The sequence below is a fragment of the Vibrio sp. A1-1 genome (assembly GCF_021728175.1).
Lineage (GTDB): Bacteria > Pseudomonadota > Gammaproteobacteria > Enterobacterales > Vibrionaceae > Vibrio > Vibrio diabolicus.
This window is the reverse complement of record NZ_JAKKCL010000002.1, coordinates 12,522-38,697: the sequence shown is the minus strand read 5'-3', so window position 1 is coordinate 38,697 and position 26,176 is coordinate 12,522. Positions and strand designations below refer to the sequence as shown.

22 protein-coding genes are annotated in these 26,176 nt (G+C 44.3%); 14 read left to right on the top strand and 8 right to left on the bottom strand.

From position 1 onward, the window contains the following. Positions 1 to 45: 45 nt before the first annotated feature. The 5 genes from hutH to hutC all read right to left on the bottom strand — a co-directional run bounded on the left by hutH (position 46) and on the right by hutC (position 6,463). Positions 46 to 1,581, bottom strand: a complete 1,536-nt coding sequence (gene hutH / locus L3V30_RS04275) for a histidine ammonia-lyase (RefSeq protein WP_237308398.1) — start codon at positions 1,579 to 1,581, stop codon at positions 46 to 48. A gap of 11 nt (positions 1,582 to 1,592) precedes the next feature. Beyond that, the gene (hutU, locus tag L3V30_RS04270; RefSeq protein WP_237308396.1) at positions 1,593 to 3,290 is read right to left on the bottom strand and encodes a urocanate hydratase; all 1,698 of its coding nucleotides are present in this window, start codon (positions 3,288 to 3,290) and stop codon (positions 1,593 to 1,595) included. Between the two features lie 73 nt (positions 3,291 to 3,363). After that, complete coding sequence (gene hutG / locus L3V30_RS04265) at positions 3,364 to 4,374, bottom strand: formimidoylglutamase (protein ID WP_012841908.1); 1,011 nt, start codon at positions 4,372 to 4,374, stop codon at positions 3,364 to 3,366. Position 4,375: 1 nt separating this feature from the next. Then, positions 4,376 to 5,626, bottom strand: a complete 1,251-nt coding sequence (gene hutI, locus L3V30_RS04260; protein WP_237308388.1) for an imidazolonepropionase — start codon at positions 5,624 to 5,626, stop codon at positions 4,376 to 4,378. A 129-nt stretch (positions 5,627 to 5,755) separates the two neighbouring features. Next, complete coding sequence (gene hutC, locus L3V30_RS04255) at positions 5,756 to 6,463, bottom strand: histidine utilization repressor (RefSeq protein ID WP_046874833.1); 708 nt, start codon at positions 6,461 to 6,463, stop codon at positions 5,756 to 5,758. A gap of 247 nt (positions 6,464 to 6,710) precedes the next feature. On the opposite strand from hutC, the gene L3V30_RS04250 reads away from it, so the two are divergent. Continuing rightward, complete coding sequence (locus tag L3V30_RS04250; RefSeq protein ID WP_134646802.1) at positions 6,711 to 7,454, top strand: sporulation protein; 744 nt, start codon at positions 6,711 to 6,713, stop codon at positions 7,452 to 7,454. Between the two features lie 6 nt (positions 7,455 to 7,460). On the opposite strand, the gene L3V30_RS04245 is transcribed toward L3V30_RS04250, so the two are convergent. Beyond that, positions 7,461 to 8,438 (bottom strand): DUF3187 family protein, encoded by a 978-nt coding sequence (locus tag L3V30_RS04245; RefSeq protein ID WP_237308386.1) that lies wholly within the window; start codon positions 8,436 to 8,438, stop codon positions 7,461 to 7,463. Between the two features lie 410 nt (positions 8,439 to 8,848). Here L3V30_RS04245 and thrS point away from each other — a divergent pair, with 410 nt between their 5' ends. The 12 genes from thrS to pheT all read left to right on the top strand — a co-directional run bounded on the left by thrS (position 8,849) and on the right by pheT (position 23,225). Then, on the top strand, positions 8,849 to 10,777 hold the full coding sequence (gene thrS, locus L3V30_RS04240) for a threonine--tRNA ligase (protein ID WP_005395892.1): 1,929 nt from the start codon (positions 8,849 to 8,851) through the stop codon (positions 10,775 to 10,777). A 3-nt stretch (positions 10,778 to 10,780) separates the two neighbouring features. Then, entirely contained in the window at positions 10,781 to 11,332 is a 552-nt protein-coding gene (infC, locus tag L3V30_RS04235) for a translation initiation factor IF-3 (RefSeq protein ID WP_074191168.1), read from the top strand. A 121-nt stretch (positions 11,333 to 11,453) separates the two neighbouring features. Further along, the gene (gene rpmI, locus L3V30_RS04230; protein WP_005377932.1) at positions 11,454 to 11,648 is read left to right on the top strand and encodes a 50S ribosomal protein L35; all 195 of its coding nucleotides are present in this window, start codon (positions 11,454 to 11,456) and stop codon (positions 11,646 to 11,648) included. Positions 11,649 to 11,688: 40 nt separating this feature from the next. Beyond that, entirely contained in the window at positions 11,689 to 12,042 is a 354-nt protein-coding gene (gene rplT / locus L3V30_RS04225) for a 50S ribosomal protein L20 (protein WP_004727974.1), read from the top strand. A 190-nt stretch (positions 12,043 to 12,232) separates the two neighbouring features. Next, on the top strand, positions 12,233 to 12,550 hold the full coding sequence (locus tag L3V30_RS04220; protein WP_005377919.1) for a heavy metal-binding domain-containing protein: 318 nt from the start codon (positions 12,233 to 12,235) through the stop codon (positions 12,548 to 12,550). A gap of 366 nt (positions 12,551 to 12,916) precedes the next feature. Beyond that, entirely contained in the window at positions 12,917 to 13,726 is an 810-nt protein-coding gene (locus L3V30_RS04215) for a helix-turn-helix domain-containing protein (RefSeq protein ID WP_006741660.1), read from the top strand. Positions 13,727 to 14,214: 488 nt separating this feature from the next. Then, positions 14,215 to 15,003, top strand: a complete 789-nt coding sequence (locus tag L3V30_RS04210) for a TetR/AcrR family transcriptional regulator (RefSeq protein WP_005395898.1) — start codon at positions 14,215 to 14,217, stop codon at positions 15,001 to 15,003. Between the two features lie 247 nt (positions 15,004 to 15,250). Beyond that, complete coding sequence (locus L3V30_RS04205) at positions 15,251 to 17,629, top strand: MMPL family transporter (RefSeq protein ID WP_104971560.1); 2,379 nt, start codon at positions 15,251 to 15,253, stop codon at positions 17,627 to 17,629. Between the two features lie 18 nt (positions 17,630 to 17,647). Then, positions 17,648 to 18,439: an outer membrane lipoprotein-sorting protein gene (locus L3V30_RS04200; RefSeq protein WP_048626274.1), complete on the top strand. Its 792-nt coding sequence runs from the start codon at positions 17,648 to 17,650 to the stop codon at positions 18,437 to 18,439. Positions 18,440 to 18,449: 10 nt separating this feature from the next. Then, positions 18,450 to 19,625 (top strand): hypothetical protein, encoded by a 1,176-nt coding sequence (locus tag L3V30_RS04195; RefSeq protein WP_085343168.1) that lies wholly within the window; start codon positions 18,450 to 18,452, stop codon positions 19,623 to 19,625. Between the two features lie 192 nt (positions 19,626 to 19,817). Then, positions 19,818 to 20,801 carry a phenylalanine--tRNA ligase subunit alpha gene (gene pheS / locus L3V30_RS04190; protein WP_005385470.1) on the top strand — a complete coding sequence of 328 codons (984 nt, stop codon included), beginning with the start codon at positions 19,818 to 19,820 and terminating at the stop codon, positions 20,799 to 20,801. A gap of 18 nt (positions 20,802 to 20,819) precedes the next feature. Then, entirely contained in the window at positions 20,820 to 23,225 is a 2,406-nt protein-coding gene (gene pheT / locus L3V30_RS04185; protein ID WP_237308383.1) for a phenylalanine--tRNA ligase subunit beta, read from the top strand. 217 nt (positions 23,226 to 23,442) lie between these two features. Here the strand turns inward: pheT and L3V30_RS04180 are convergent, their stop codons facing one another. Further along, positions 23,443 to 24,324, bottom strand: a complete 882-nt coding sequence (locus L3V30_RS04180; protein ID WP_237308375.1) for an AEC family transporter — start codon at positions 24,322 to 24,324, stop codon at positions 23,443 to 23,445. 533 nt (positions 24,325 to 24,857) lie between these two features. Here L3V30_RS04180 and ihfA point away from each other — a divergent pair. Further along, positions 24,858 to 25,154 carry an integration host factor subunit alpha gene (gene ihfA, locus L3V30_RS04175; RefSeq protein WP_005377899.1) on the top strand — a complete coding sequence of 99 codons (297 nt, stop codon included), beginning with the start codon at positions 24,858 to 24,860 and terminating at the stop codon, positions 25,152 to 25,154. A gap of 124 nt (positions 25,155 to 25,278) precedes the next feature. On the opposite strand, the gene L3V30_RS04170 is transcribed toward ihfA, so the two are convergent. Next, positions 25,279 to 26,058 (bottom strand): hypothetical protein, encoded by a 780-nt coding sequence (locus tag L3V30_RS04170; protein ID WP_005395912.1) that lies wholly within the window; start codon positions 26,056 to 26,058, stop codon positions 25,279 to 25,281. Positions 26,059 to 26,176 lie beyond the last annotated feature (118 nt).

Below are 26,176 nucleotides of genomic sequence, written 5' to 3'. Positions count from 1 at the left end.
TCAAATTATCATCCGGTTTTTAGATTAAGTGCTGGTAATGCTGGATTACTGAACACTTGGTAACAGACTCTCTGGCATAAGCGTGTTGTGAATAGCCAGCTTAAGCAGAGTATTGGCCTGTTCAATGTCCGGCGCAAAGTAGCGATCTTTATCGTAGAACGATACTTTTTCACGCAACATTTGTTTGGCAATCTCGATACGCTCAGAGGACTTGTTTGGTGCTCTAAAGTCTAGGCCTTGTGCTGCTGATAGGTATTCGACCGCTAGAATACCGCGAGTGTTTTCGCCCATTTCTTTCAATCTGCGAGCCGCGAATGTTGCCATTGACACGTGATCTTCTTGGTTTGCTGATGTTGGCAAGCTGTCTACTGACGCTGGGTGAGCGAGCGTTTTGTTTTCGCTTGCTAGCGCAGCAGAGGTGACCTGGGCAATCATGAAACCAGAGTTCACACCGCCATTATCAACTAAGAACGGTGGTAATTTTGATAATGCGCTATCGATAAGCAATGCCATACGACGTTCAGACAGGCTGCCGATCTCAGCAATCGCAAGTGCTAGGTTGTCAGCTGCCATTGCAACAGGCTCAGCGTGGAAGTTACCGCCAGAGATGATGTCGTCATCTTCAGCAAACACCAACGGGTTATCTGATACGGAGTTCGCTTCTACTTGCAATACTTCGGCGGCGTTGCGGATTTGCTGCAAACACGCCCCCATTACTTGAGGCTGACAGCGCAACGAATACGGGTCTTGCACTTTTTCACAGTTAGTATGCGAATCACCAATGTCACTTGATGTATCCAATAGATGACGATAGGCCAGTGCAGCGTCCATTTGGCTGCGATGACCACGTACACGATGAATGCGCGGATCGAATGGACGTCGGCTGCCGAGAGCGGCTTCGACAGACATTGCCCCACATACTGTAGCCGAAGCGAAAAGATCTTCCGCGATAAACAGACCTTCTAATGCGAACGCTGTTGATGCCTGGGTACCATTTAGCAGCGCTAAACCTTCTTTCGGCGCCAGAGTTATGGGTTCTAGACCTGCGATTTTTAACGCTTCTTGCCCAGAAATGATATTACCGTTGTGACGAGCTTGTCCTTCACCTAGTAATACTGTGCTCATGTGGGCCAGAGGAGCTAAGTCACCTGATGCGCCAACAGAGCCCTTTTTAGGTACACAAGGGTAAACTTGTGCGTTAACTAGGTCGGTCAACATATTAATGACTTTTAGGCGAATCCCAGAAAAACCACGAGACAGACTATTGACTTTCAATACCATCATCAGACGAACCGTTTCGTCTGACATAAACTCACCGATGCCTGCTGCATGAGAAAGAACGATACTGCGTTGCAGTGTTTCTAAATCTTCCGGGGCTATTCGTGTGTTAGCCAATAGACCAAAACCAGTGTTAATTCCGTAAACCGTTCGATCTTCCGCGATGACACGATCCACGACTTGCGTGCTTTCTTCAATGGCCGGAATGGCTTCAGGATCCAAAGTAAGGTTGACTGGTGAACGGCTCACTTGGCGTAGTTCGTTTAAGCTAATATGACCTGGCTTTAGCGTTAAATTTAACATCTCTTTCATCCTTACTTGAGCTTCTTCAGTTCTTCGTTGAGCATTGGCAAATCTAGCACTTGCTCTGCTGCACATTGTTTAGCAATATCGTATCCCGCATCAGCATGACGCATCACGCCTGTTGCTGGGTCGTTATGCAGCACGCGGGCAATACGTTTTGAGGCATCTTCACTGCCGTCACAGCAGATAACCATACCTGAGTGTTGCGAGAAGCCCATACCTACGCCACCACCGTGGTGCAGTGAAACCCAAGTTGCGCCGCCCGCCGTATTGAGTAGTGCGTTTAATAGTGGCCAGTCTGATACGGCGTCAGAACCGTCCATCATGCCTTCTGTTTCTCGGTTCGGGCTTGCTACGGAGCCAGAGTCTAAGTGGTCACGACCAATGACAACAGGCGCCTTAAGTTCGCCATTTTTCACCATTTCGTTGAATGCTTGACCAAGACGCTCACGATCTTTAAGACCAACCCAGCAAATACGCGCAGGTAAACCTTGGAACTGGATGCGCTCGCGAGCCATATCTAGCCAGTTATGTAAGTGCGGATTATCTGGAATTAGCTCTTTTACTTTTTGGTCGGTTTTATAAATGTCCTCAGGATCGCCAGAGAGAGCAGCCCAACGGAAAGGACCGATACCTTCGCAGAATAGTGGGCGAATGTAGGCTGGAACAAAGCCAGGGAAATCGAATGCGTTTTCTACGCCTTCTTCCAAGGCCATCTGGCGGATGTTGTTACCGTAGTCGAGTGTTGCGGCGCCGCGATTTTGTAGTTCTAGCATGGCTTGAACTTGCACTGCCATGGATTTTTTGGCTGCTTTAACAACCATTGCTTCATCTTGCAAACGCATTTCTGCAGCGTGAGACATGCTCCAGCCTTGTGGTAAGTAGCCATTGAGCGGGTCGTGTGCAGATGTTTGGTCTGTTACTACATCAGGCGTGATATTACGTTCTACCAACTCAGAGAAAACGTCTGCTGCATTACCCAGTAGACCAACCGATACTGGTGTGTCCGATTCTTTGATGATAGCAAGCGCTTCATCCAAAGATGTCGCTTTCTTATCGACATAGCCTGTACGTAAGCGGTAATCGATACGCGATTCATCACACTCTACCGCAATCATGGAGAAGCCTGCCATCGTACCAGCGAGAGGTTGAGCACCACCCATACCACCAAGACCGCCCGTCAGAATCCATCGGCCTTTTGCTTCGCCGTCAAAGTGCTTTTTCGCAACAGATACGAATGTTTCGTATGTGCCTTGGACGATGCCTTGTGAGCCAATGTATATCCAGCTGCCAGCGGTCATTTGGCCGTACATCATCAAGCCTTGTTTATCGAGCTCGTTGAAGTGTTCCCAGTTTGCCCAATGAGGAACGAGGTTTGAGTTTGCGATAAGCACGCGTGGGGCGTTTTTATGGGTAGGGAAAACACCAACAGGCTTGCCTGATTGAACTAAAAGCGTTTGGTCATCTTCGAGTCTTTCAAGTACTTCAACAATCTTGTCGTAACATTCCCAGTTTCGTGCCGCACGGCCAATGCCGCCATATACAACCAGCGAATGTGGATGTTCTGCAACATCAGGATCGAGGTTGTTCATCAGCATACGAAGAGGGGCTTCGGTTAGCCAAGATTTTGCGCGCAGTTTATCTCCGTGAGGTGCACGAATTGTTCTGCTTGTATCAAGTCGTGGATCTTGTCCCTGGCGCTGTGTCATTTCAGACTCCTTTAGTTTCTCGTGATGACCAAGTACTTGCTTGGTCGTAATAATAAGTGGCATCTAGGATGCGTTATGGTTTGTGTTGCTTTTCCGCCATCGCGTTGGCGATATCCCAACACAAACGGGCAGCTAAGCGTGCAGTTTGACTATCGACGTCATAATTAGGGTTGTATTCGGCGATATCAGCCAGCATGAGCTTATTTTTGTAATGAAGAATTCGATCTAAAAATGGTGCAATTGTGTCGTAACTTACTCCTCGAGCCGCAGGGGCGCTGACCCCAGGTGCGGTTGCGGCGGGAAATACATCCAGATCAATGGTCAAATAGAGGTAGTCACAGTCGTCAATAAAATGTTGAAGCTGAGTTAAGTGATAACTGTGGTTTAGGTAACAAAGCTGATTGTCTTCTACATACCAAACATTTAACGCATCTGCTTTTTCAAACAGCGCTTTAGTGTTGCTACTGCGGCTTACGCCAATGCAAGCGTAATGAAAGTCCCAATCATTGCGTTGGCAAAAATGATGAATTTGGTTGAAGGGAGTGCCAGAGCTTGGTTTGATGTCGGCGATGCTGCTCTCGAATGCGCGTAAATCGAAATGCGCATCGAAATTTATGATACCGATTTTAGGCTTCTTCTCTGGATAGTGCGCTTTAAAATACTCCGCTAAGCCGGAGAACGAGGCCCACGCAATCTCATGCCCGCCACCTAACACGATGACAGGCGTATGAGGTAGTGCGCTTGAAATGGTTGCCGCACATAGAGATTGGCTCTCTTCCAGTAAGTCGTCTTCGCACACCACGGTGCCTAAGTCATATAGTGGGACGTCTTGGTGCCATGCTAAATTAGCGAGTGCTCGTCGGATTAAGTCTGGCGCTTTTTTCGCGCCAATGCGTCCTTTGTTTCTCGCTACGCCAGCATCCGTAGCAAAACCCAGTAATGAGACGCCACTTGCAACGGCCCCCAACTCATCTGCTTTCTGGCGTTGAACCACGTGATGAATTCGCTGACCAAGTTTGCCGTCCTCGGCATCATGACGGCCTTGCCAATGAAATAGGGGGGAGTGTAGGTCGAATTGAGACATATTATTGGCCTCCGTGTGAAATGTATTCACCATTTACTATACGACCTACCAGACGTTTTGTTCCGACTTGATAGCTTAAATCTGCAGGACTTTCGATATCCCAGATAGAGAAGTCCGCATCAAACCCTACTTTGATGGTGCCACGTGAGTTTTGATAACCCAGAGCTTTGGCTGCATGTTGCGTTACACCACGCAGAGCTTCTTGCGGCGTAAGGCGAAATAGTGTGCACGCCATATTCAACATGAGTGTGAGATCAGAAAACGGTGATGTACCTGGGTTGACATCCGTAGCAATTGCCATCGGCACGTTATGCTCTCTCAACAACTCAATCGGTGGTAACTGAGTTTCTCTTAGAAAATAAAAAGCGCCAGGCAGTAGAGTGGCGACAGTGTTTGAGCGAGCAAGTGCTTTAACACCTTGCTCATCTAAAAACTCGATGTGATCCGCTGACAAACCGTTGTATTGCGCAGTGAGGGCTGTACCACCGAGATTCGAAAGTTGTTCTGTATGCCCTTTAACCTTTAAGCCGTGGCGTTTTGCAGCTATAAACACTTTTTCTGTTTGTTCAAGATTGAAGCCAATCGATTCACAAAACACATCGACACTCGTGGCTAACTCTTCCTTTGCGACGACAGGGATTATGTCCTGACAAATGTGCTCAATATAGTCATCTGCACGGCCTTGAAACTCCGGCGGAATGGCGTGAGCGGCAAGAAGTGTAGTGGTGATTTTAACTTTACGCTCTTGTTCAAGCATTTTGGCTGCACGGAGCATTTTTACTTCATCATTCAGTGTCAATCCGTAGCCTGATTTCACTTCGACAGAAGTGACGCCGCTCGCGAGTAGCCCGTCTAAACGTGGCAACGCTAACTCAACTAATTGCGCTTCGGTTGCTGAACGCGTCGCATGCACCGTTGAAAGTATCCCACCGCCTTGTTTGGAAATTTCTTGATATGGCACGCCGTTTAAGCGCATTTCAAATTCGTTGGCACGATTGCCCGCGTAAATAAGATGAGTGTGGCAGTCGATCAAACCTGGCAGAACTAACTTGCCTTGAAGGTCGATACTCTGAGCGTAATGTTGGGCAGACAGCAGAGACTCGGTTTGCGGTTCGTCTTCACCAATTACACAGGTGCTGATCGCAACGATTTTTCCAGATTGAATGCCAATACGAGCAGGAGACGTTGGCAGATAACCGCGCTCTCCCGACTGCATGGTGACCAGACGTGCGTTTTCAATCAGCAAATCCATGTTTGTGTCCCTGTGTTTATTTGTATCATTAAATGTATATACAAATAAATAGAGCAAAATAAGAACACTGACAAGATTGATGTTGCTAAAATGTGATCAAAACGTAGATCTAGAGGACCAATCTTGTCATTAAATGAGCACTTTTGAGCTCAGCTTATATTTGTTACCAGGGTGATAAAGTAGGGCGGTACTGACTAACTTATCTTGGCTCCACGTTCTGCGATTCAAGAGAAGGCAAGGCTCATTGGCTTGCATTTTTAAGTCTTGCTTAATACGGCCGTCAGGCACAATTGCCTCTACAGTATGTTCAATAGCGTTGAGTGGGCAATTATCTGACAGGTATTGATTCGGAGTGATTTGTGTGAAGTCTTGATTTAAATAACTCGGGGCATATTGGCTGTTCACCCAGCGGAGTTCTAATTGAATAGGCGTTTGGTCTTCATAGTGAATGATTTCACTGTAAAACACCGTTGTGCCAAGCATGACGCCGAGTTTTGTCGCAATGCTGTCATCTGCTTTTATGGCAACTTGTTTGAGCACTTTACTGCTATATTGTCGCCCTCGGTCGCTGACTTCTTCGGCAATGTTTCGAATGTCTAACAGAGGAGATTCTGACTTTTCACCAGGATCACACACAAACGTACCTAAGCGTGGGCGACGTTGTAATCGGCCCTCATTAACTAAGTCCCGAATTGCTTTGTTCACTGTCATTCTACTGACACCAAATTGCTCGGTAAGCTCAATCTCTGTGGCGATACGATGACCGACTATCCACTCTCCAGCATCAATTTTATCGAGGATAAATTGTTTGATTTGAATGTAGAGTGGTGCAGACATAATGGTTCCCTTTTATTTGACTATACAAATACTGCTTAATTTAGGTACAAATTGCAAACATTTCTAGACGAACGCCCCACTTAGTGACAGAACAATCCTATTGCGGGGCTGAATGACTCTTGCTGCTGAGTATTATTTGGATTGATGATGGAATTCGAACATTTTCTTGTGGTCTATTGCTTGCAGAGTATAAAACAATTGTGTAAACAAACGATTATTAGAAGAAAAGTCGCTAAAAAGGAAAAACATGTTTAAAAAATTGAAAGCATCACTGGGGATCGGTTCTGCAAAAGTAGATACGATTTTAGACGAAATGAGCGTGTTTCAAGGAGCGACGCTGAAAGGGCATGTTCATATCAAAGGCGGAGACGTCGAACAACAAATTGATGCTATTACTATTAAGTTGAACACAGAGATGAAAGTCGAAGTGGATGATAGCGTAAGTTACCAAACGTTCACTATTGATCAGCTGAAGGCGGTAGACCCCTTTGTGATTCAACCTAATGAAGAGAAGCAGATTCCGTTTGAGCTAAAACTGCATGATGAAACGCCAATTACTGCGGTTAGCGCACTTAAGAATCAATGCCATGTTTGGGTTGAAACGACTTTAGATATTGATTTTGCGATTGACCCGCGTGACCGTGACTATATTGAAGTGAAACCACTACCAGTAGCATCTCGCGTTATTCAAGCGATCGAGCAAGCTGGTTTCACTATGGTTAAAGCCGATGTTGAAAAAGGCTTTTTGCGCGGTGGCTCGTTTGCTTCTCGCTCTGGAATTTATCAAGAGTTAGAGTTCCGAAATAACGGCTTTATCTCATCAAAAGAAATTGAGCTTTCTTTTATTCTGGAAGGGCAAGTCATGCATTGTTTGGCGGAGATTGACCGTTCGCTCAGCTTGGCTGGTGACCAATATCGCTCGTTTACGTTGCCGATCAATGCAACTGATGCTCAAGTCGCTGCCGCGGTTGCACCAACGCTAAATCTATAGTTCTCATCAACTTGATGAGAATATGTACCGATATCCTATTGTGAAAGCGATATCGGTACTGTTATCCATGTTTCGTGCGTTCTCTACGGCTAAAAACTCAAGCGCGGAGTTTTCCATTAGATATCGATAGCCTAATACCAGTTCATTAGAGGCATCAGCAAACTCTGCGGGTCCTTCTGTCGATCCTTGATACCAATGGTATTCAAACATCAGGTGGTGGTTATCTTCCAACGCATAACGGTACCCAGCTGCAACGGCAATCGTATTATGCCGATAGGGTAGATCCAGCAAGGCGCGATCATCTGAGCGAAACGTCATGCCAACCATCGAGTAAAATGCATGGGCGTCACTCAAATAACTGTAATTTATTTGGAAACCTTGCTCGAAATTACTGCCTTGAAAAGTCCCGTGAGCAACATCATTAAAATATAAGCTGCCACCAATAGATAGGCCGTGATGTTCATTCTGAAACACTTGATATTGCAAATAAGTAGATAAGTTATTGGCAAGCGTTTGTCCTTCGAAGTCGTCTTCCAGCACATCATATTGCGGCATTGAAATGTAAAAACGATCTCTGTCTACTTTGTCTCGGCCATTCTGTCCGATACCGAAAAGGTTATGGAAGCTTTTAGTCAGTCCATCTAAATGGTTATCAGCGGCAAAAACCCACCGATAATTGAGTTCCCATTGCCAACGGCTATTGATTTGCCACTTGCTGCCAATTTCGATTTGGTTGTGGTAATAATCCAGTGCGTATTCATCAGTATGAGCCCAAACACTAGCCACGGTTCCTGAGCCATAGGTTTCGACAAAGTCAGAGGGAAGGCTATGTCCTGAGCGCAGTATATTGGTATGGCTAACCACTTGCATCGGAGATTGTGCGTAAGAACGTAGCGGCCCATACAGGTCATCTGATGCCATGGCTGGTACACAGCATATCGAAATGCTTAGAAGCCCCATAAAGCGCGATTTGAAATAGATCATGATGAACACCTACATGCAAACTACTCAATAAAACAACTATATACCTAAATTGCACTTTGAGGTGGAACTAGGTGTGCTGGGTCCTGTGTTGGTTAATATGTATCAGGAACTATTATACCAGTTGTGTATTCAAGTTCTATTGGGAGGGGGTAACTCCGTTTACAAATGATGTGAGCCCTTAAGAATAATCATCAGATTGTCGTGACGGGGCATGAGGTTAAGTTCTTATGATAAAACAAAATCGCGCTTTGCAATCTAAATGTGAGCTAGGTACAATCCCATTTTCGATAACGGTCCGGTATTCGTGTTACCGAGAGGCCTCTATTGACTCTCAACTATTTTCAACAAATAGCTTCTAATTTGAATAACATGTGTTGCTTGGTGTGCAACACCACTGTAAAGGACATAGCATGCCTATTATTACTCTTCCTGACGGCAGTCAGCGTCAATTTGACAACCCAGTTTCTACTATGGAAGTTGCGCAATCGATCGGTCCTGGTCTTGCAAAAGCAACGATCGCTGGTCGTGTAAACGGTAACCGCGTTGATGCGTGTGACCTAATTGAAGAAGACGCAAGCCTTGAAATCATCACCGTAAAAGATGAAGTAGACGGTCTAGAAATCGTTCGTCACTCTTGTGCTCACCTTCTTGGTCACGCTCTTAAGCAGCTTTACCCACAAGCTAAAATGGCGATTGGTCCAACCATCGACAACGGCTTCTACTACGATATCGACCTAGATGAGTCTCTAACGCAAGAAGATCTTGAAAAGATTGAAAAGCGTATGAAAGAGCTAGCGAAAACCAAGTACGAAGTTGTTAAGAAAAAAGTAAGCTGGCAGGAAGCGCGTGATACGTTTGAATCACGTGGCGAACCATACAAAGTGGAAATCCTAGACGAAAACGTATCTCGTGATGATCGTCCAGGTCTTTACCACCATGAAGAATACATCGACATGTGTCGTGGTCCTCACGTTCCTAACATGAGCTTCTGTCAACACTTCACCCTATTGAATGTGGCAGGTGCTTACTGGCGTGGTAACAGCGACAATAAAATGCTTCAACGTATCTACGGTACGGCTTTCCACGATAAGAAAGCACTGAAAGCGCATCTAACTCGCCTAGAAGAAGCAGCGAAGCGTGACCACCGTAAGATTGGTAAGCAACTAGACCTATTCCACATGCAGCAAGAAGCACCGGGTATGGTGTTCTGGCATCACAATGGTTGGTCTATTTTCCGTGATCTGGAAGTATTCATCCGCGCTAAGCTAGATGAGTACGGTTACCAAGAAGTAAAAGGTCCGCTAATGATGGACCGTGTTCTTTGGGAACGCTCAGGTCACTGGGATAAATACGCTGATGCAATGTTCACAACTTCTTCTGAGAACCGTGAATACGCAATTAAGCCAATGAACTGTCCAGGTCACGTACAGATCTTCAACCAAGGTTTAAAATCGTACCGCGACCTACCGCTACGTATGGCAGAGTTCGGCTCATGTCACCGTAACGAACCATCTGGTGCACTACACGGTATTATGCGTGTACGTGGCTTTACTCAGGATGACGCTCACATTTTCTGTACTGAGAGCCAAATTCAAGAAGAAGTAACAAACTGCATCAAGATGGTGTACGATACGTACCAAACATTTGGTTTCGATAACATCGTAGTGAAACTGTCTACTCGTCCAGAGAAACGTGTAGGTTCAGATGAAATCTGGGATCAATCTGAAGAAGCATTGAAGCAGTCTCTTGAATCGATGGATATCCCATACGAAATTCAAGAAGGTGAGGGTGCGTTCTACGGTCCTAAGATTGAATTCACACTATACGATTGTCTAGACCGCGCTTGGCAGTGTGGTACTGTCCAGCTAGACTTCAACCTACCAGGTCGCCTAGGCGCTACTTATGTAGGTGAAAATAACGAACGTCTTGTACCGGTAATGATTCACCGTGCGATTCTAGGTTCACTAGAGCGCTTCATTGGTATCCTTATCGAAGAATATGCTGGTTTCTTCCCAACTTGGTTGGCGCCAGAACAAGCAGTTCTTATGAACATTACTGATAAACAGTCAGGTTATGTTCAAGAAATAGTACAAAAACTACAAAAAAGTGGAATTAGAGCTAAAGCGGACTTGAGAAATGAGAAGATTGGCTTTAAAATCCGCGAACATACTTTGAAGCGTGTACCGTATATGCTTGTTGTTGGTGACCAAGAAATGGAAGCTGGCGAAATTGCAGTACGTACTCGTAAAGGTAAAGATCTTGGTAAATTTAAAGTGGATGATTTTATTGCATACATCCAAGACGAGATCTCTAGCCGTAAGCTCAATCTGGAGGAATAAGCTATTAAAGGCGGAAGACGTGGCCAACAGCCGGTAAAACAAAACCCGCACCGTATCAACGGTGAAATTCGTGGTATTCGTGAAGTTCGACTAACAGGCGCTGACGGTGAATCAGTTGGTGTTGTATCGATTCAAGAAGCCATTGCAGCTGCTGAAGAAGCTGGTATGGATCTCGTTGAGATCAGTCCTAACGCCGAGCCACCTGTTTGTCGTGTGATGGACTATGGTAAGTTCCTCTTCGAGAAGAGCAAAACTGCTAAAGAGCAGAAGAAGAAGCAAAAGCAGGTCCAGATCAAGGAAGTAAAATTCCGTCCTGGAACTGATATTGGAGACTATCAGGTAAAACTACGCAACCTGACGCGTTTCCTTGAAGAAGGCAACAAAGTGAAGGTAACAATTCGCTTCCGTGGCCGAGAGATGGCACACCAAGACATCGGTGTTGACGTTCTAAATCGTCTTAAGGAAGATACTGCAGAACTTGCTGTAGTTGAATCTTTCCCTAAGAAGATTGAAGGTCGCCAGATGATCATGGTGCTAGCCCCTAAAAAGAAGTAATTAACGGCTCATCAAGTAATTAAAACCTAGCCGCTTTCCTTTCGATAAAGGCATAACGGCTGGGTTTTGTTCGCCCTAATTACGTTGTTTATTAAACCTACTCAATGCGGAGTTGTTCATCATGCCTAAGATGAAAACCAACAAAGGTGCTGCTAAGCGTTTTAAGAAAACTGCTGGTGGTATTAAGTACAAGCACGCTACAAAACGTCACATCCTGACTAAGCGTACTACTAAGAACAAGCGTCAACTACGTCCGAATGCAATCCTTCCAAAATGTGAAGTGGCTGCAGTAATCCGTATGTTGCCATACGCTTAATTCTTTTTAGTTATCAATCGTTTAGTTTAGGAGAAGCATAATGCCTCGCGTAAAACGTGGTGTACAAGCTCGTGCACGTCATAAGAAAGTTCTAAAACAAGCTAAAGGTTACTACGGTGCGCGTTCACGTGTTTACCGCGTAGCTTTCCAAGCAGTTACTAAAGCTGGTCAATACGCTTACCGTGACCGTCGCGCTAAGAAACGTCAATTCCGTCAACTATGGATTGCACGTATCAATGCGGCATCTCGTCAAAATGGTCTATCTTACAGCCGTTTCATCAACGGTCTTAAGAAAGCATCTATCGAGATCGACCGTAAGATCCTTGCGGACATCGCAGTATTCGACAAAGCTGCATTTGCAGTTCTAGTTGAAAAAGCGAAAGCTGCTCTTTAATTAGCAGTTTAGGATTAAGAGAAGGAGAGCATTAGCTCTCCTTTTTTATTGCTAAAATATATACCCAAATATTTTTCAGTTTTGCCATTCAGAATCTTGTCTATCAGTCTTCCCGATTTGATTAGTGATCACTGCTCTGTTGGTAATAAAATGGCTTGGGTATATATTTTACGTTTATAAGGGACTAAAAATGATCTACACAACGACAGAAAGCATTCCGGGCAAGCAGATCTCTGAAATAAGAGGGGTTGTAACTGGTAATGTTGTTCAATCAAAACACATCGGTCGTGACCTCATGGCGGGTATCAAAAGCATTGTTGGCGGTGAAATTCGCGGTTACACGGAAATGATGACCGACGCGCGTGATATAGCTATACAGCGCATGGTAGCAGACGCTGAATCTAAAGGTGCCGATGCAATTGTAGGGATTCGATTTACCACAAGCTCAATCGTAGATGGTTCTTCGGAAATTTTGGCATTTGGTACTGCAGTGAAACTGGCGGACTAGTCTACTTGAATAGCAGTGCAAAAATGCTAATAGAGAGTGGTGAATTATTATGCATTTACCGTTCTGTTCCTTTTAGGTTAATTATTCTAGATTTTTGCAGAGCGAATAGGTTTATATTCTCAACTCTACGTTACTATTAAAATTAATTGCGATGATTTAGAGTAATTGCTTCACTTTTGTTTTGTGTATTATTTTATATTCATAATGAAATTGAATTCATATTGAATTTTCCATTTATCGTGTGAATTTTGATTTCGATATATTAATTCATATTTTTCTTATAAAAATATGAACTTATACCTTGCCAAGCGGTTCTAAATTGTTACAAATACTATACAGCTGTAACATTGCCAAAAGGAATTGTAGATGAGAGATCTGACTCCCGAATACTTGCTAGCCGCATTACGCCAAGCGATTAAAACAAAAGGGCTAACATATCGAGAGCTATCTGAGAAAATGGGCATGCCGCTGTCCACTTTTAAGAGACACTTAACAAGCACAAATCTCGCTTTGGATAAACTGCTTGAATATTGTAGAGCTGTTGATTGCACGTTAGATGAACTACAAAAGCTTGCGAATCAATTACAAGGCGAAGACGAGGATTACTTTAGCCGTACGCAAGATGAAGTTTTTTTTCAATTTCCCCATCTTTACGATTTTTATCGTGAATTGAGAATGCTGCGAGGCAAAGATGGATACTCCATTTTAAAGAAAAAGTATGATTTGTCTGAGCAAAGCATGTCTGATTACCTAAAAGCTTTGGAGTTATTGGATCTTGTTTACGTTGATGAAGATAAAAATATAACGTTGCACGGGCCGTTATATTACAGCTATGCAGAAAACTCCAAGCTCAATGATAAATATACGGAAATCATAAAAGAACAGACAACAACCCACGATAAATGCGTTCGTGTGGCTTTGGCACGCATGAAAATTACTGAAGAGCAGCTTTTGCAATTGGAAGATCAAGTCGCAAAAACGGTTATCGATTTTCATTCCAAAAATGTTGTGGCAGAGAACTTTAACGTCTCTGATTTTACAAATATTGTTCTACTTGCAGGGCCACATCAACCAGTCACATTCTCTGATGGAATTATCGAGACAGAAGGGCGATTTATTGACGATATTCGTTATGCCATTGCATCTGCAGGTGATAAACCAAGCCTCTCGATTTAGAAATTCAGTCTTTTACTTAAAGAGAATCGCTTTCTCACCATGTTATTGAGTTTTTCAGCTCTAATATTGAAAGGAAGCAGTAAAAGAAAAGCCCAAGACAGAACACACTTTGTAAATAGAGCATCTATCAGTTGCTGTTTTGAATCCAAACTTTAAGTGTTTTGGGCTTTTTTGAATAACATCATTTCAATATCACTCGTTGTCCAATTTTTAAAGTTCTGATTTTTGGGGTTGTGTCCCCGCACTCCACTCTAGATTTTCCTTACAATCAAATCATTCTCGCTGAACCAAGCATCTTGATGTTACTTGGTTATATATAAGTAATGCTTATTTTTCGGTTAGCTATAAATTCATACTTGCAATGTTTGTTTTTTGATCTATTATGACGAAGTGTCATTTATGACGGTTCGTCAAATTTAGTGGCGTTCCTGTATTCAAGAATCGTGTTACAATTATTGGGAGTGTGTTGGTATACGGATCAAAGGATTATGTTTAACTTTCGCTGTAAAAAAGATAGCAAGCAAGACGGATGTCGTACGTCTTCAGGGCTAACTAAAAAACAACAGGCGATTGCTGATCGTGAAATAGAGCTTATTCAATTGGCTAAGTCTCTGGTTCAAGAGCAAGGCTTTGCCAACTTAACGATGGACAAGCTCACCGCGGCAAGCCCTTACTCGAAGGGAACGATCTACAATCATTTTTGCAGCAAAGAAGATGTGATTCTTGCGCTTTGTATTCACTCGCTGAGAAGCGAGGCAATATTTTTCGAACGTACCGCTAAGTTCAATGGCAATACCAGAGAAAAAATCATTGCTATGCATGTAGGTTATCGTATTTACGCTCGTATGGAGCCTGTACTATCAACCTGTGCGATTGTTGCAAAGACGCCTTGGGTCCTAGAGAAAGCTTCGCCTAAGCGTGTGAATGAATTGAACAACTTAGAAGAACAAGTAATAGATGGTGCTGATGCGTTGGTGAATAATGCGGTGGAATGTGGAGACCTTAAGTTCTCTCCCGCAATTGGTTCTGATGCCATCGTATTTGCTAACTGGTCTATTGCCTTCGGTTCAAACGCTCTAGCGCAAAATGCATCGAACAGTCGATGTATTCAGCGAATTCAAGATCCATTCTCAGTACTGCATAACGCGAATATGTTACTTGATGGTTTAGGGTGGTCACCTTTATCGACAGAGTGGGATTACCGTAAAACGTGGCGTCGAGTGGAACAGGAATTGTTCAGCGAAGAGCTTGCTTATTTAGAGTCTGTGAATCGCTAATCGTTATAGAGGCCATCTAATATTTTAGTTGGCTTTTTTATTACACCATTGTGACGAATCGTCAAAAAATTAGAAATTGGTACTCAAGTTACCGATCTCGAGAAGTATAGGAAGTTACTCAAAAACTAACTTATATAACCAAATAAATTCGATCTGATTTTTATATGTTGAAGTTATCTGGTTATCACAGCATTCGCTGTTTTTTTTAGTTTTTAAATTTGACGAAACGTCACAAAAGGAGAGTGTGATGCCACATCACAACGTTCAACAACAAGCCCGAATGAGCTGGGTCAAGCTACCAACGAATTACAGTGTGTTGGTTGTGCTTGCTACCGTTTTATTGATTGTTATAGCAACTATTGGAGGAAAAAATCTTTACTTTAGAGGGGATTACGACATCTTTTTTGATGGAACAAATGAGCAGTTACTTGCGTTTGATGAAATTCAGACTACCTTTGCAAAATCTGACAGTCTTGCTTTGGTCATAGCGCCAAAAAGTGGCACTGTTTTTACTCCTAACACCTTATCTCTTATTCAGCAGATCACTGACGAGGCGTGGCAAGTCCCATACTCCACCCGTGTTGATTCCCTTGCCAACTACCAGCATACCGAAGCGTTTGAAGATGATCTTCTTGTCGAAGATTTACTGTATAGCGAATATGAATTGACGCCTCAGCGAATCGAGAAAGTCAAAAGCATTGCGTTGAGTGAGCCGGTTTTGAAAAGTTCACTGATTTCCGAAAAAGGGGATGTCACGGTCGTGAATATTACGGTCCAACTCCCTGAGGTCGATAAAACCGCTGAAGTACAAGAAGTGGTTGCCTACATAAACGGAATGATTGAGCGTTATCAGCAAGTGTACCCGGATACTGAGTTCCACAAAGCCGGTATTATTGCAATGAACTACGCGTTTATGACCGCAGCTCAAGATGACAGCGCGACGCTAGTGCCGACCATGCTACTAGTGATATTGGTTTTCCTGACTCTCATGTTGCGCTCATTGCTTAGCGTCATCGCGACACTCATCGTTATTATCGGCTCAGTTATGGTGACAATGGGATTATCAGGATGGGCTGGTATGTTCTTAAGCACGGCGACAGTTAATGTGCCTACCTTGGTGATGACGCTTGCCGTCGCCGACTGTGTACACATTATAGCGACGATGCGTCAGTCTATGCAAAACGGCTTTAGTAAAGCCCATTCTATTGAACGAAGTATTGCGCTCAATTTCATGCCCATCCTGATTACCTCCATTACCACCGCGATCGGCTTTTTAATGATGAATATGTCGGATTCTCCAATCCTGAGAGATTTCGGCAACCTATCAGCCCTTGGCGTCATGATTGCTTGTTTCCTTTCCATCACATTACTTCCGGCGTTACTTCATATCCTTCCTGTTAGGGTGAAGTCAGACACTGCTGATGAAAGAAAGCACTTTATGGATCACTTAGGGGATTTCGTGGTGTCAAAGCGACATGCGTTATTGCCGTTGTCGGTGCTTGTTATTGTCGCGAGTGCGAGTTTGATTCCGCTGAACAAAGTCAACGATGAATCCGTCGAGTACTTTGGTCATAGCAATGAATTTCGTCGAGCGGCTGATTTTATGGAAGAGCGAATCAGTGGCATGGCGAACATCAGTATCGCGATAAAAACTAACGAATCGCAGGGTATTGCGGATCCTAATTTTCTCAATACCGTGGGTAAATTTACTGACTGGCTAAGGTTGCAGCCAGAAACGGACCATGTTGCGACCTTGAGCGATGTTTATAAGCGTCTAAACAAGAACATGCATGGAGATGATCAGGCTTATTACTCGCTCCCTCAAGACAGAGAATTAGCGGCTCAATATCTGCTGCTTTATGAAATGTCACTACCGTATGGCTTAGATTTGAACAACCAAATCAATGTTGATAAGTCGTCGATCAAGATGGTTCTCACTGTGGAGAACTTGGGCAGCGTCGAGCTTGTTGATTTGGAAAATCGTATTTACCAATGGTTTAACGAAAACGCGCCTCAGTATGATGTTGTTGCTTCTAGTCCATCACTGATGTTTGCGCATATTGGCGAAACGAATATGGCTAGCATGCTGTCAACCTTGCCTATCACTCTGGTCTTAATTTCGGCATTACTGATCTTTGCCTTACGCTCGTTCAAGCTCGGTTTAATCAGCCTGGTCCCGAATATCGCCCCTGCGCTTATTGGTTTTGGTATTTGGGCGCTGGTTTCTGGTGAAATTAATTTGGGGTTGTCTGTTGTTGTGACGTTGACGCTTGGCGTTGTGGTTGATGATGCCGTTCATTTTCTCTCTAAATACCAACACGCTCGTAAAGATGGCCATAGCGCGGAACAAGCGGTTCGTTACGCTTTTCGCACCGTGGGGCGCGCGCTTTGGATTACGACTGTCGTGCTTGTTGCTGGTTTCTCCGTTCTGGCGATGTCGAGCTTCCGCTTAAATGCCGATATGGGGCAGTTGAGTGCCATTGTTATCTTCATTGCTCTTGTTGTGGATTTCATCTTTCTACCGACTCTACTGATGTTGTTTGACAAAGGCGTCTACGACGAGGTGGACCGCCGAAACAAGCTTAAATCAACTGACTCTCAAACCACGGCTGTTATTCAGTCATAACGAATCAAAGGATTGAACATGAATTTACTAAAAAATGCCTTAAAAGTATCTGCACTTTCTGTCTCGCTTTTTATGAGTCATGCGGTGTTAGCGGATGAAGCGAAAGGATTAGAAATTGCTCAAGAGCGCAAAGCCCGTGATGAAGGGTGGGGGGATTCTGTTGCTACCATGAAAATGATTCTGCGGAACGCACAAGGAGAAAGCAGCACACGTTTAATGCGCCTCCAATCACTCGAAGTTGAGGACGATGGTGACAAAGGACTCACAATATTTGATGAACCAAGAGATGTGAAAGGCACCGCGTTTCTCAACCACTCTCATACAGTGGGTGCCGATGACCAGTGGCTTTACCTTCCAGCATTGAAGCGTGTGAAACGTATTTCCTCGCGTAACAAATCAGGCCCTTTCATGGGCAGTGAATTTGCGTATGAGGATCTCAGTTCCTTTGAGATTGAAAAATACCGTTTCAACTACCTAAAAGATGACAGCATAAACGGGCAAGATGTTTTCGTCGTAGAGCAAATTCCGACCGATAAGAACTCAGGTTATACCAAGCAAACGGTGTGGTTAGATAAAGCGCATTACCGCCCACTGAAAGTTGAGTTTTACGATCGCAAAGGGTCGTTGTTAAAAACGCTTTCTTTTTCCGATTACAAGCAGTACCTCAACCAATATTGGCGAGCGCACACTATGGCGATGACAAATCATCAAACAGGAAAAAGCACTGAGCTAACAACAAGTGAAATGCGCTTTAACACTGGTCTCGAAGACAATGATTTTCATAAGAATGTGTTAAAACGAGTGAGGTAGTGGAGGAGAAATGAACCGATCAAATGTTGGGTTGTTGCTTAGCGCAGCAACCTCTCTTTACTCGATGCCTCTTGCCGCCGTTGAGCTTGCAGGACAAGTCAATATTGAGCATCGTCAGTTTTTTGATTCTGGCTCTCAGGGTCAGAGCAAAGCGCAAACGTCATTGGTTTTGCAGCCAGAATTTTACTGGGAGATGCAAAATGGTGATGCGAGCTTTACCCTCACACCTTTCTATCGTTTGGATAGTCTAGACGATGAGCGAAGTCACGGAGACATAAGAGAGGCGCTTTATCTGACTTATTGGGATGATTATGAGCTTCGAGTTGGGATTAGTAAGGTCTTTTGGGGAGTGACGGAATCCGCCCATTTGGTTGATGTAGTAAACCAGACAGACGCCATTGAAGCCGTCGATGGTGAAGATAAACTCGGTCAGCCAATGTTGCATTTCACCTCATTCAAAGACTGGGGCACCGTCCATGCAATGTTATTACCTTACTTTAGGGAACGAACGTTTGCGGGTACTGACGGTCGTTTACGAACCGAACCTGTTGTCTCAGATGATGCTATCTATGAATCAAGCAGAGAAGAAAAGCAGGTAGATGTGGCTTTTCGATATTCGAAAATGCTTGGCGATTGGGACGTAGGCCTGAGCTATTTATATGGAACAAACCGGGATCCTTACTTTCGTTTTGAGTACGGGGAATTAAAGCCTTACTACGCTCTGATGAGTCATGTCGGTCTCGATGTACAAGGAATCGTTGGCGATTGGTTATGGAAGCTGGAAAGTGTTTATCGAGATAGTGCTGATAATCATGTCGGTCTTGTGACGGGATTTGAGTACACCTTCGTTGGCGCATTTGACACGGTTTGGGATGTGGGTGTGATTGGTGAGTACCTCTACGACAGTCGTGGGAATAACGCACAAACTATCGGTCAAAATGATGTGTTTGCAGGCATTCGTTGGGCGCTCAACGACGAGGACGGAACGGAAGTGTTGACGGGAATCACAAAGGATTTAGATAACGCCGATGTTTACAATGCCAAGTTAGAAGCCTCGAGCCGAATATCGAATAACTTTAAGTGGCAAATTGATGCTTGGTTGTTCCAAAATGAAACGCCAAACGATTTGCTCTATTTCGCCCGAGATGACGATTTTATCGAGCTATCTATTCAATACTATTTCTAAAACACAAAGGGCACAACTTAACGGCAGATTAATGAAAGATGACATTTTTGACGTTTTTGTGCTCTTTTTATTCAATAACCTCTTCTTTTCGTAATTCAATTTGGCATTGGTGCCCGGTTTGGCTACTATGTACAGCTATCAAAAAACCAATCACTCCCTTATGGACACTACCAACAGGTAGATGAGGAAACGATGCAACATCTAGAAGAGATCATTGCTAGCGCGAGCACTGCAATTGAAGCTGCCGAATCGCTAGTCGCACTTGATGAAGTGCGTGTTCAGTATCTGGGTAAAAAAGGTGAGCTAACTGCTCAACTTCAAAGCCTAGGTAAACTACCACCAGAAGAACGCCGTGAAGCTGGTCAAGAAATCAACAAAGCGAAAGGCGTCGTTCAGCAAGCCATCGCAGCTCGTAAAGACGCACTACAACGTGCAGAGCTTGAAGCGAAACTAGCAGCAGAAACAATCGACGTAACACTACCAGGTCGTCGTATTGAGAACGGTGGTTTACACCCAGTAACTCGTACTGTAGAGCGTATTGAGAAGTTCTTTGGCGAACTTGGTTTCAACACCGAAGCTGGCCCAGAGATCGAAGATGCATTCCACAACTTTGATGCGCTAAATATTGCCGCTGACCACCCAGCGCGTACTGACCACGATACTTTCTTCTTCAATCCAGATTTGATGCTTCGTACTCATACGTCAGGCGTACAGATCCGTACGATGGAAAATGGTAAACCACCATTCCGTTTCATCGCTCCGGGCCGTGTATACCGTAACGACTACGACCAAACTCATACCCCAATGTTCCACCAAGTGGAAGGTATGCTGGTTGATGAGAACGTAAACTTTGCACAGTTGAAAGGCATCCTGCACGATTTCCTATGTAACTTCTTCGAAGAAGAAGTAGAAGTACGTTTCCGTCCATCTTACTTCCCATTCACTGAACCTTCAGCTGAAGTAGACGTGAAAGGCAAAAACGGTAAATGGTTAGAGGTACTAGGCTGCGGTATGGTTCACCCGAACGTACTACGTAGCGTAGGCATCGATCCTGAAAAATACTCTGGTTTCGCATTCGGTATGGGTGTTGAGCGTCTAACGATGCTTCGTTACGGCGTGAACGATCTACGTGCGTTCTTCGAAAACGATCTTCGTTTCCTAAAACAGTTCAAGTAATCCAGAGGGTTCATCAACATGAAATTCAGCGAATCATGGCTTCGTGAGTGGGTAAACCCAGCGGTTACTACTGACGAACTCACTCATCAAATTACAATGGCCGGCCTAGAGGTAGACGACGTTCTTCCTGTAGCGGGTTCTTTCACTGGCGTTAAAGTGGGTCACGTTGTTGAATGTGGTCAACACCCAGACGCAGACAAACTTCGCGTTACTAAAGTAGATGTAGGCGAAGAAGAGCTTCTAGACATCGTTTGTGGCGCACCTAACTGTCGCCAAGGTCTGAAAGTAGCGGTAGCAACAGTTGGTGCTGTTCTTCCAGGCGATTTCAAAATCAAAAAAGCGAAACTACGTGGCCAGCCATCTCACGGCATGCTTTGTTCGTTCACTGAACTAGGCATCGATGTTGAGTCAGACGGCATCATGGAACTAGCAGAAGACGCAGTAATCGGTACTGATTTCCGTGAATTCCTAGGTCTAGATGACGTAACGGTAGACGTAGATCTAACAGCAAACCGCGCTGACTGTTTCAGCATCCGTGGTTTAGCTCGTGAAGTTGGCGTACTAAACCGTGCTGACGTGACTGAGCCATCAGTAGAAGCAGTTGCGCCTTCAATCGACGACAAAGTGTCTATTGAAGTGAAAGCGCCAGCAGCGTGTCCACGTTACCTAGGTCGTGTAGTTAAGAACGTAAACGTTCAAGCTGAAACGCCACTATGGATGCAAGAGAAACTGCGTCGTTGTGGTATTCGCTCTATCGACCCTGTTGTAGACATCACTAACTATGTTCTTCTAGAGCAAGGTCAACCAATGCACGCATTCGATCTATCGAAGATCGAAGGTGGCATCGTAGTTCGTATGGCTGAGCAAGGTGAGAAGCTAACACTTCTTGATGGCAGCGAAGCAGAACTAAACGCAGATACATTAGTTGTTGCTGACCACAACAAAGCACTTGCAATCGCAGGTATCTTTGGTGGTGAAGAGTCTGGTGTAACAACTGAGACTAAAGACGTTCTACTAGAGTGTGCATTCTTTGCACCTGACCATATCCGCGGTCGCGCTCGTAGCTATGGTCTTCACACTGATTCTTCAATGCGTTTCGAGCGTGGTGTGGATTACGCACTGCAAGTGAACGCAATGGAGCGTGCAACTCAGCTTCTTGTTGAAATTTGTGGCGGTGAAGTAGCACCTGTTGTTGCAGTAGAGTCTGAAGCAGACCTACCTAAGCCAAACAAAGTTGCTCTACGTCGTACGAAGCTAGACAACCTACTAGGTCACCACATTGCTGATGCTGACGTAGTAGAAATCCTAGAGCGCCTAGGTTTGACTGTTGAAGCTTCAGAAGAAGGTTGGGTGGCAGTAGCGCCAACATGGCGTTTCGATATCGCTATAGAGCAAGATCTGATTGAAGAAGTTGGCCGTATTTACGGTTACGACAACATTCCTAACCAACACCCAGCCGCAGCACTTAAGATGCACAACCACGTTGAAGCGGATCTTCCACTGAAACGCGTTCGTGATCTTCTTGTTGACCGTGGTTACCACGAAGCAATTACATACAGCTTCGTTGAGCCTGAGCAACAAAAGCTAGTTGTACCTGGTGTTGAGCCTCTAGTGCTTCCAAACCCAATTTCAGCAGACATGTCAGCAATGCGTCTTGGTCTTATCCAAGGGCTGCTGAACACGGTTGTTCACAACCAGAAACGTCAACAGCCACGCGTTCGTCTATTCGAATACGGCCTACGTTTCATCCCATGTGAATCTGCAGAAAACGGCATGCGCCAAGAGCCTATGCTTGCAGGTGTTATTGCTGGTACTCGTGGTGAAGAGCACTGGGATATCGAAACTAACACCGTTGATTTCTTCGACCTTAAGGGCGATCTAGAAGCAGTTCTAGAACTGTCTGCTAACGAAAAAGCGTACTCTTTCGCTGCACTGTCACCTGAAAGCAAAAAAGCTAACCCAGCACTTCACCCAGGTCAATCTGCGGCAATCATCGTAGATGGCAAAGAAGTGGGCGTGATCGGTACCGTTCACCCTGAGCTTGAGCGTAAGTTCGGTCTAAACGGTCGTACTATCGTATTCGAAATCGAATGGTCTGCAATCAACAGTAAAGTGATCCCAGAAGCTGTTCAGCTTTCTAAATTCCCATCAAACCGTCGTGACATCGCAGTAGTTGTGGACGAAGCGGTAGCATCTGGTGACATCGTTAATGCTTGTTTAGAGCAAGGTGGCGAGTTCCTTAAAGATGCGAAGCTGTTCGACGTGTACGTAGGTAAAGGCGTTGAAGACGGTAAGAAGAGCCTAGCAATCGCTTTGACTCTACAATCAGTTGAGCGCACGCTTGAAGATGCAGACATCGCAGGTGCGGTAGATGCTATCGTTGCTCACGTTTCTGAGAAGTTTGGTGCTGCTCTACGTGACTAAGCGTTAGACGAACTATCTCTCTTAAGAAACTAAAAACCCTGTCAAATCGGCAGGGTTTTTTTATGTTGAGCATTATCTTATTGTGATTCACGTACTAGGCCGTTTACGTCTCCTCCAACAACCTCAAAAATCTGGACCAAACTTGAGGTAACGCTTAATCGAGACTTGGCATATATCGTTTTTCAGCCAACAGACGCTAACGCTAGCTTATTGGCGGCTAGGCGGCGAGTGAGAGGGTATAGCTAAGCAGAAGTGGCAGCGTAAGAATACTGAAAAAGTTGCCAAATAGTACCATTGACGCCACTTTCATGGGCTCTATATTCAGCCTTTCCGCAAATAGGTAATTCATGACGGCTGGTGGCAGCATTGTGAAGAGTACCATCATTTGCAATTGCATCGTTGGAAGGGGAATTAACCAATAAATAAGTGCAAATGCAACCGCCCCAGTTGCAAGCGACTGCACGGTACACAATACACCAACCTTTAAACCGTCCACTCTTAAATGACACATTTGCGCCCCCAGGGATAAAAGCATCACGGGTACTGCCGCTTGCCCAAGTAGAGCAGTCGTTTCGTATAAAGGTGCCCATGCCCCCACATTTGACACGTTGAGAAACAGAGCCAACGACGCAGCTAAAAAGATTGGCATCTTGACTATTTGCTTAAAAGGGTTGCCATGACTAAGTAGCATTACACCTAAACTAATGTGCAAGCATGCTGATACGACAAATAGCAGTACTGCTGAGGATAGCGCAATTTCTCCAAACGTATAGGTAAACAAAGGAATAGCAAGGTTTCCGCTATTGCGAAACATATGTGGTGGTGCCCAGGTTTTAAACGACAGTGACGTCAATCGACATACTGGGATCATGAGTAGTGCGGGAACCAAAACCGCGACAATTGCTGCAAAAAGGAGTGGTCCCTGATTCGAGTCTAACGGCATGTTAACGAGCGAAGAAAACACCAGCGCAGGTGTGAAAACCTCAATGTTAATGCGGTTGATTGGACGAAAGTCAGGCTTGATGTAACGACCTACCAAATAGCCGACGCCGACAAGAGCAAAAACAGGGAAAAGAATATTTATGATTTGATTAATCATGGTCGCCTAGATGAAGTGTAAGGAGCTAATGTGGAGATACACGAAGAACCACATTATCAACCTTTATATATTGCGTCATCGCTGAACAGTGAGAAGCGTGGGTTTAATCAAGCTTTCTAAGCACAGTTGCAAAGCCAGGTGGTCATACCATTTAGTTCAATTGTTACGTATCGAGTTACATACAAATCACTGAATTTACGACAAGTTCTATGTCAAGTGTCTGTTAAATAACCAATCTCTGATATTTTTATTAAATAGTGATTAATGTTGATATTTAAACTACTTTTAGTTTTATCAGCTGGATATTTTTCCTATTAAAGAGAAAACAAAAACAAAAATATCAAAATGTTGGCGTTTAACAATAATTTACATAGTGCTATTCCTTTTGTTCGCCAAGAAAAAAGTTGGCGAAAATCATAAGCTTGTCATACACTTCCTGATGTAACCCCGATATGTTGTTGAATTGGTAGGGTAAAACTGCTCTGGCGCTACACTAACGTAGCATTGTTTAACATAGCTTTGAGGAAAGTTTTATGGCGCTCACAAAAGCCGAACTGGCAGAAAACCTGTTTGATAAATTAGGATTTAGTAAGCGGGACGCCAAGGAAACGGTGGAAGTGTTCTTTGAAGAGATTCGTAAGGCACTGGAAAGTGGCGAACAGGTAAAACTGTCAGGTTTTGGTAACTTTGATCTTCGTGACAAGAATGAACGACCTGGTCGTAACCCGAAAACCGGTGAAGATATTCCAATTACTGCTCGACGTGTAGTGACTTTTCGCCCGGGTCAGAAGTTAAAAGCTCGTGTAGAAAACCTGAAGAAAGTACAGTAAGCCGAATAAATGGATCACGCTAAGGCGTGGTCTTTTTTTTTGCGTAAAACTTGTGTCGCATATAAACGAAAACCACCGCAATGCGGTGGTTTTTCTGTTTTTGAGTATATCTTAATGATATGGATTACGCTGCTTCTAGGTGCGTTGTTAAGTATGGTTGCCATGCTTGTTGGTACAAGTTTTTAGACTGTGCACGCATGTTGCGAATAGAAGCGAGTTCTAGTTCGCTTAGTTCGCGTTTCTCCATCATCGCTTGGCGTTCTAGTTTCTGGATTTTTTCGTATAGGTCGTGTTCAGGACCGCTTTTCACATCTGCGATGGCTTTTAAGTGCAGTTGAACTTCGGCAACTAGATTTGTCTTTGGTAAACGAACGAGTAAGTTCAAGTCTCTATAGCCTGAAGGACCAGGTTTTTTGAAGCGATTTTTTACTTTAACAATTGTTGTTTCACGCTCTAAGGTTTCATAAATGGAGACTAAGCTCGCGACGTCTTCAGCAACAATCGTGGCACGGGCTAGGTCAGTAATGCGTTCGACTTTTCCATCTAACTCCAAAGCTATTTTTTCTTCTGCTCGTTGTTTGGACTTTACGCCTGCGAAGTATGGCTGAGCATCATTAAGAAGTGCGGTACTTTTACAGATAGTTTCAAGCTCAAATTGTGCTTGGTGAGCTTTGCTGTAAAGAATGTCGAAGTCAGTGTATGGCTGAATTGGAGTTGCGTCGATTGACTGAATACCATACAAGCCGCTAAGGCTATGTTTAAAGAGTTTCGAACAAACTTCGTTTTGACTTGTTGAACGATTTTGATCGCCACTCGGCGCTGGGGTAATTGGAAGTGCGGCAAATGCCGGTGCACGGCTAAGTACCAAAAGCATCAATGCTGTAGTACGAAGAAATAAGCTCATTCACTCTCCTTAACTTGCTTGTACTTAGAAAATAGGGAACATAAAGGTCGCTAAGTTCGGCAAATCAGGTACTAACTTATTAATGGGGTCATTACGAAAGATTCCAAGGTTTCAGTTT

Excerpts from the sequence above, each read along its gene's own strand:
- ihfA (WP_005377899.1), top strand. The coding sequence starts at position 24,858 with ATGGCGCTCACAAAAGCCGAACTGGCAGAAAACCTGTTTGATAAATTA.
- thrS (WP_005395892.1), top strand. The coding sequence starts at position 8,849 with ATGCCTATTATTACTCTTCCTGACGGCAGTCAGCGTCAATTTGACAAC.
- hutU (WP_237308396.1), bottom strand. The coding sequence starts at position 3,290 with ATGACACAGCGCCAGGGACAAGATCCACGACTTGATACAAGCAGAACA.
- L3V30_RS04170 (WP_005395912.1), bottom strand. The coding sequence starts at position 26,058 with ATGAGCTTATTTCTTCGTACTACAGCATTGATGCTTTTGGTACTTAGC.
- hutI (WP_237308388.1), bottom strand. The coding sequence starts at position 5,626 with ATGGATTTGCTGATTGAAAACGCACGTCTGGTCACCATGCAGTCGGGA.
- L3V30_RS04215 (WP_006741660.1), top strand. The coding sequence starts at position 12,917 with ATGAGAGATCTGACTCCCGAATACTTGCTAGCCGCATTACGCCAAGCG.
- rplT (WP_004727974.1), top strand. The coding sequence starts at position 11,689 with ATGCCTCGCGTAAAACGTGGTGTACAAGCTCGTGCACGTCATAAGAAA.
- L3V30_RS04205 (WP_104971560.1), top strand. The coding sequence starts at position 15,251 with ATGCCACATCACAACGTTCAACAACAAGCCCGAATGAGCTGGGTCAAG.
- pheS (WP_005385470.1), top strand. The coding sequence starts at position 19,818 with ATGCAACATCTAGAAGAGATCATTGCTAGCGCGAGCACTGCAATTGAA.
- L3V30_RS04245 (WP_237308386.1), bottom strand. The coding sequence starts at position 8,438 with ATGATCTATTTCAAATCGCGCTTTATGGGGCTTCTAAGCATTTCGATA.
- L3V30_RS04210 (WP_005395898.1), top strand. The coding sequence starts at position 14,215 with ATGTTTAACTTTCGCTGTAAAAAAGATAGCAAGCAAGACGGATGTCGT.
- rpmI (WP_005377932.1), top strand. The coding sequence starts at position 11,454 with ATGCCTAAGATGAAAACCAACAAAGGTGCTGCTAAGCGTTTTAAGAAA.
- L3V30_RS04195 (WP_085343168.1), top strand. The coding sequence starts at position 18,450 with ATGAACCGATCAAATGTTGGGTTGTTGCTTAGCGCAGCAACCTCTCTT.
- hutC (WP_046874833.1), bottom strand. The coding sequence starts at position 6,463 with ATGTCTGCACCACTCTACATTCAAATCAAACAATTTATCCTCGATAAA.
- L3V30_RS04220 (WP_005377919.1), top strand. The coding sequence starts at position 12,233 with ATGATCTACACAACGACAGAAAGCATTCCGGGCAAGCAGATCTCTGAA.
- L3V30_RS04200 (WP_048626274.1), top strand. The coding sequence starts at position 17,648 with ATGAATTTACTAAAAAATGCCTTAAAAGTATCTGCACTTTCTGTCTCG.
- hutG (WP_012841908.1), bottom strand. The coding sequence starts at position 4,374 with ATGTCTCAATTCGACCTACACTCCCCCCTATTTCATTGGCAAGGCCGT.
- L3V30_RS04250 (WP_134646802.1), top strand. The coding sequence starts at position 6,711 with ATGTTTAAAAAATTGAAAGCATCACTGGGGATCGGTTCTGCAAAAGTA.
- pheT (WP_237308383.1), top strand. The coding sequence starts at position 20,820 with ATGAAATTCAGCGAATCATGGCTTCGTGAGTGGGTAAACCCAGCGGTT.
- L3V30_RS04180 (WP_237308375.1), bottom strand. The coding sequence starts at position 24,324 with ATGATTAATCAAATCATAAATATTCTTTTCCCTGTTTTTGCTCTTGTC.
- hutH (WP_237308398.1), bottom strand. The coding sequence starts at position 1,581 with ATGTTAAATTTAACGCTAAAGCCAGGTCATATTAGCTTAAACGAACTA.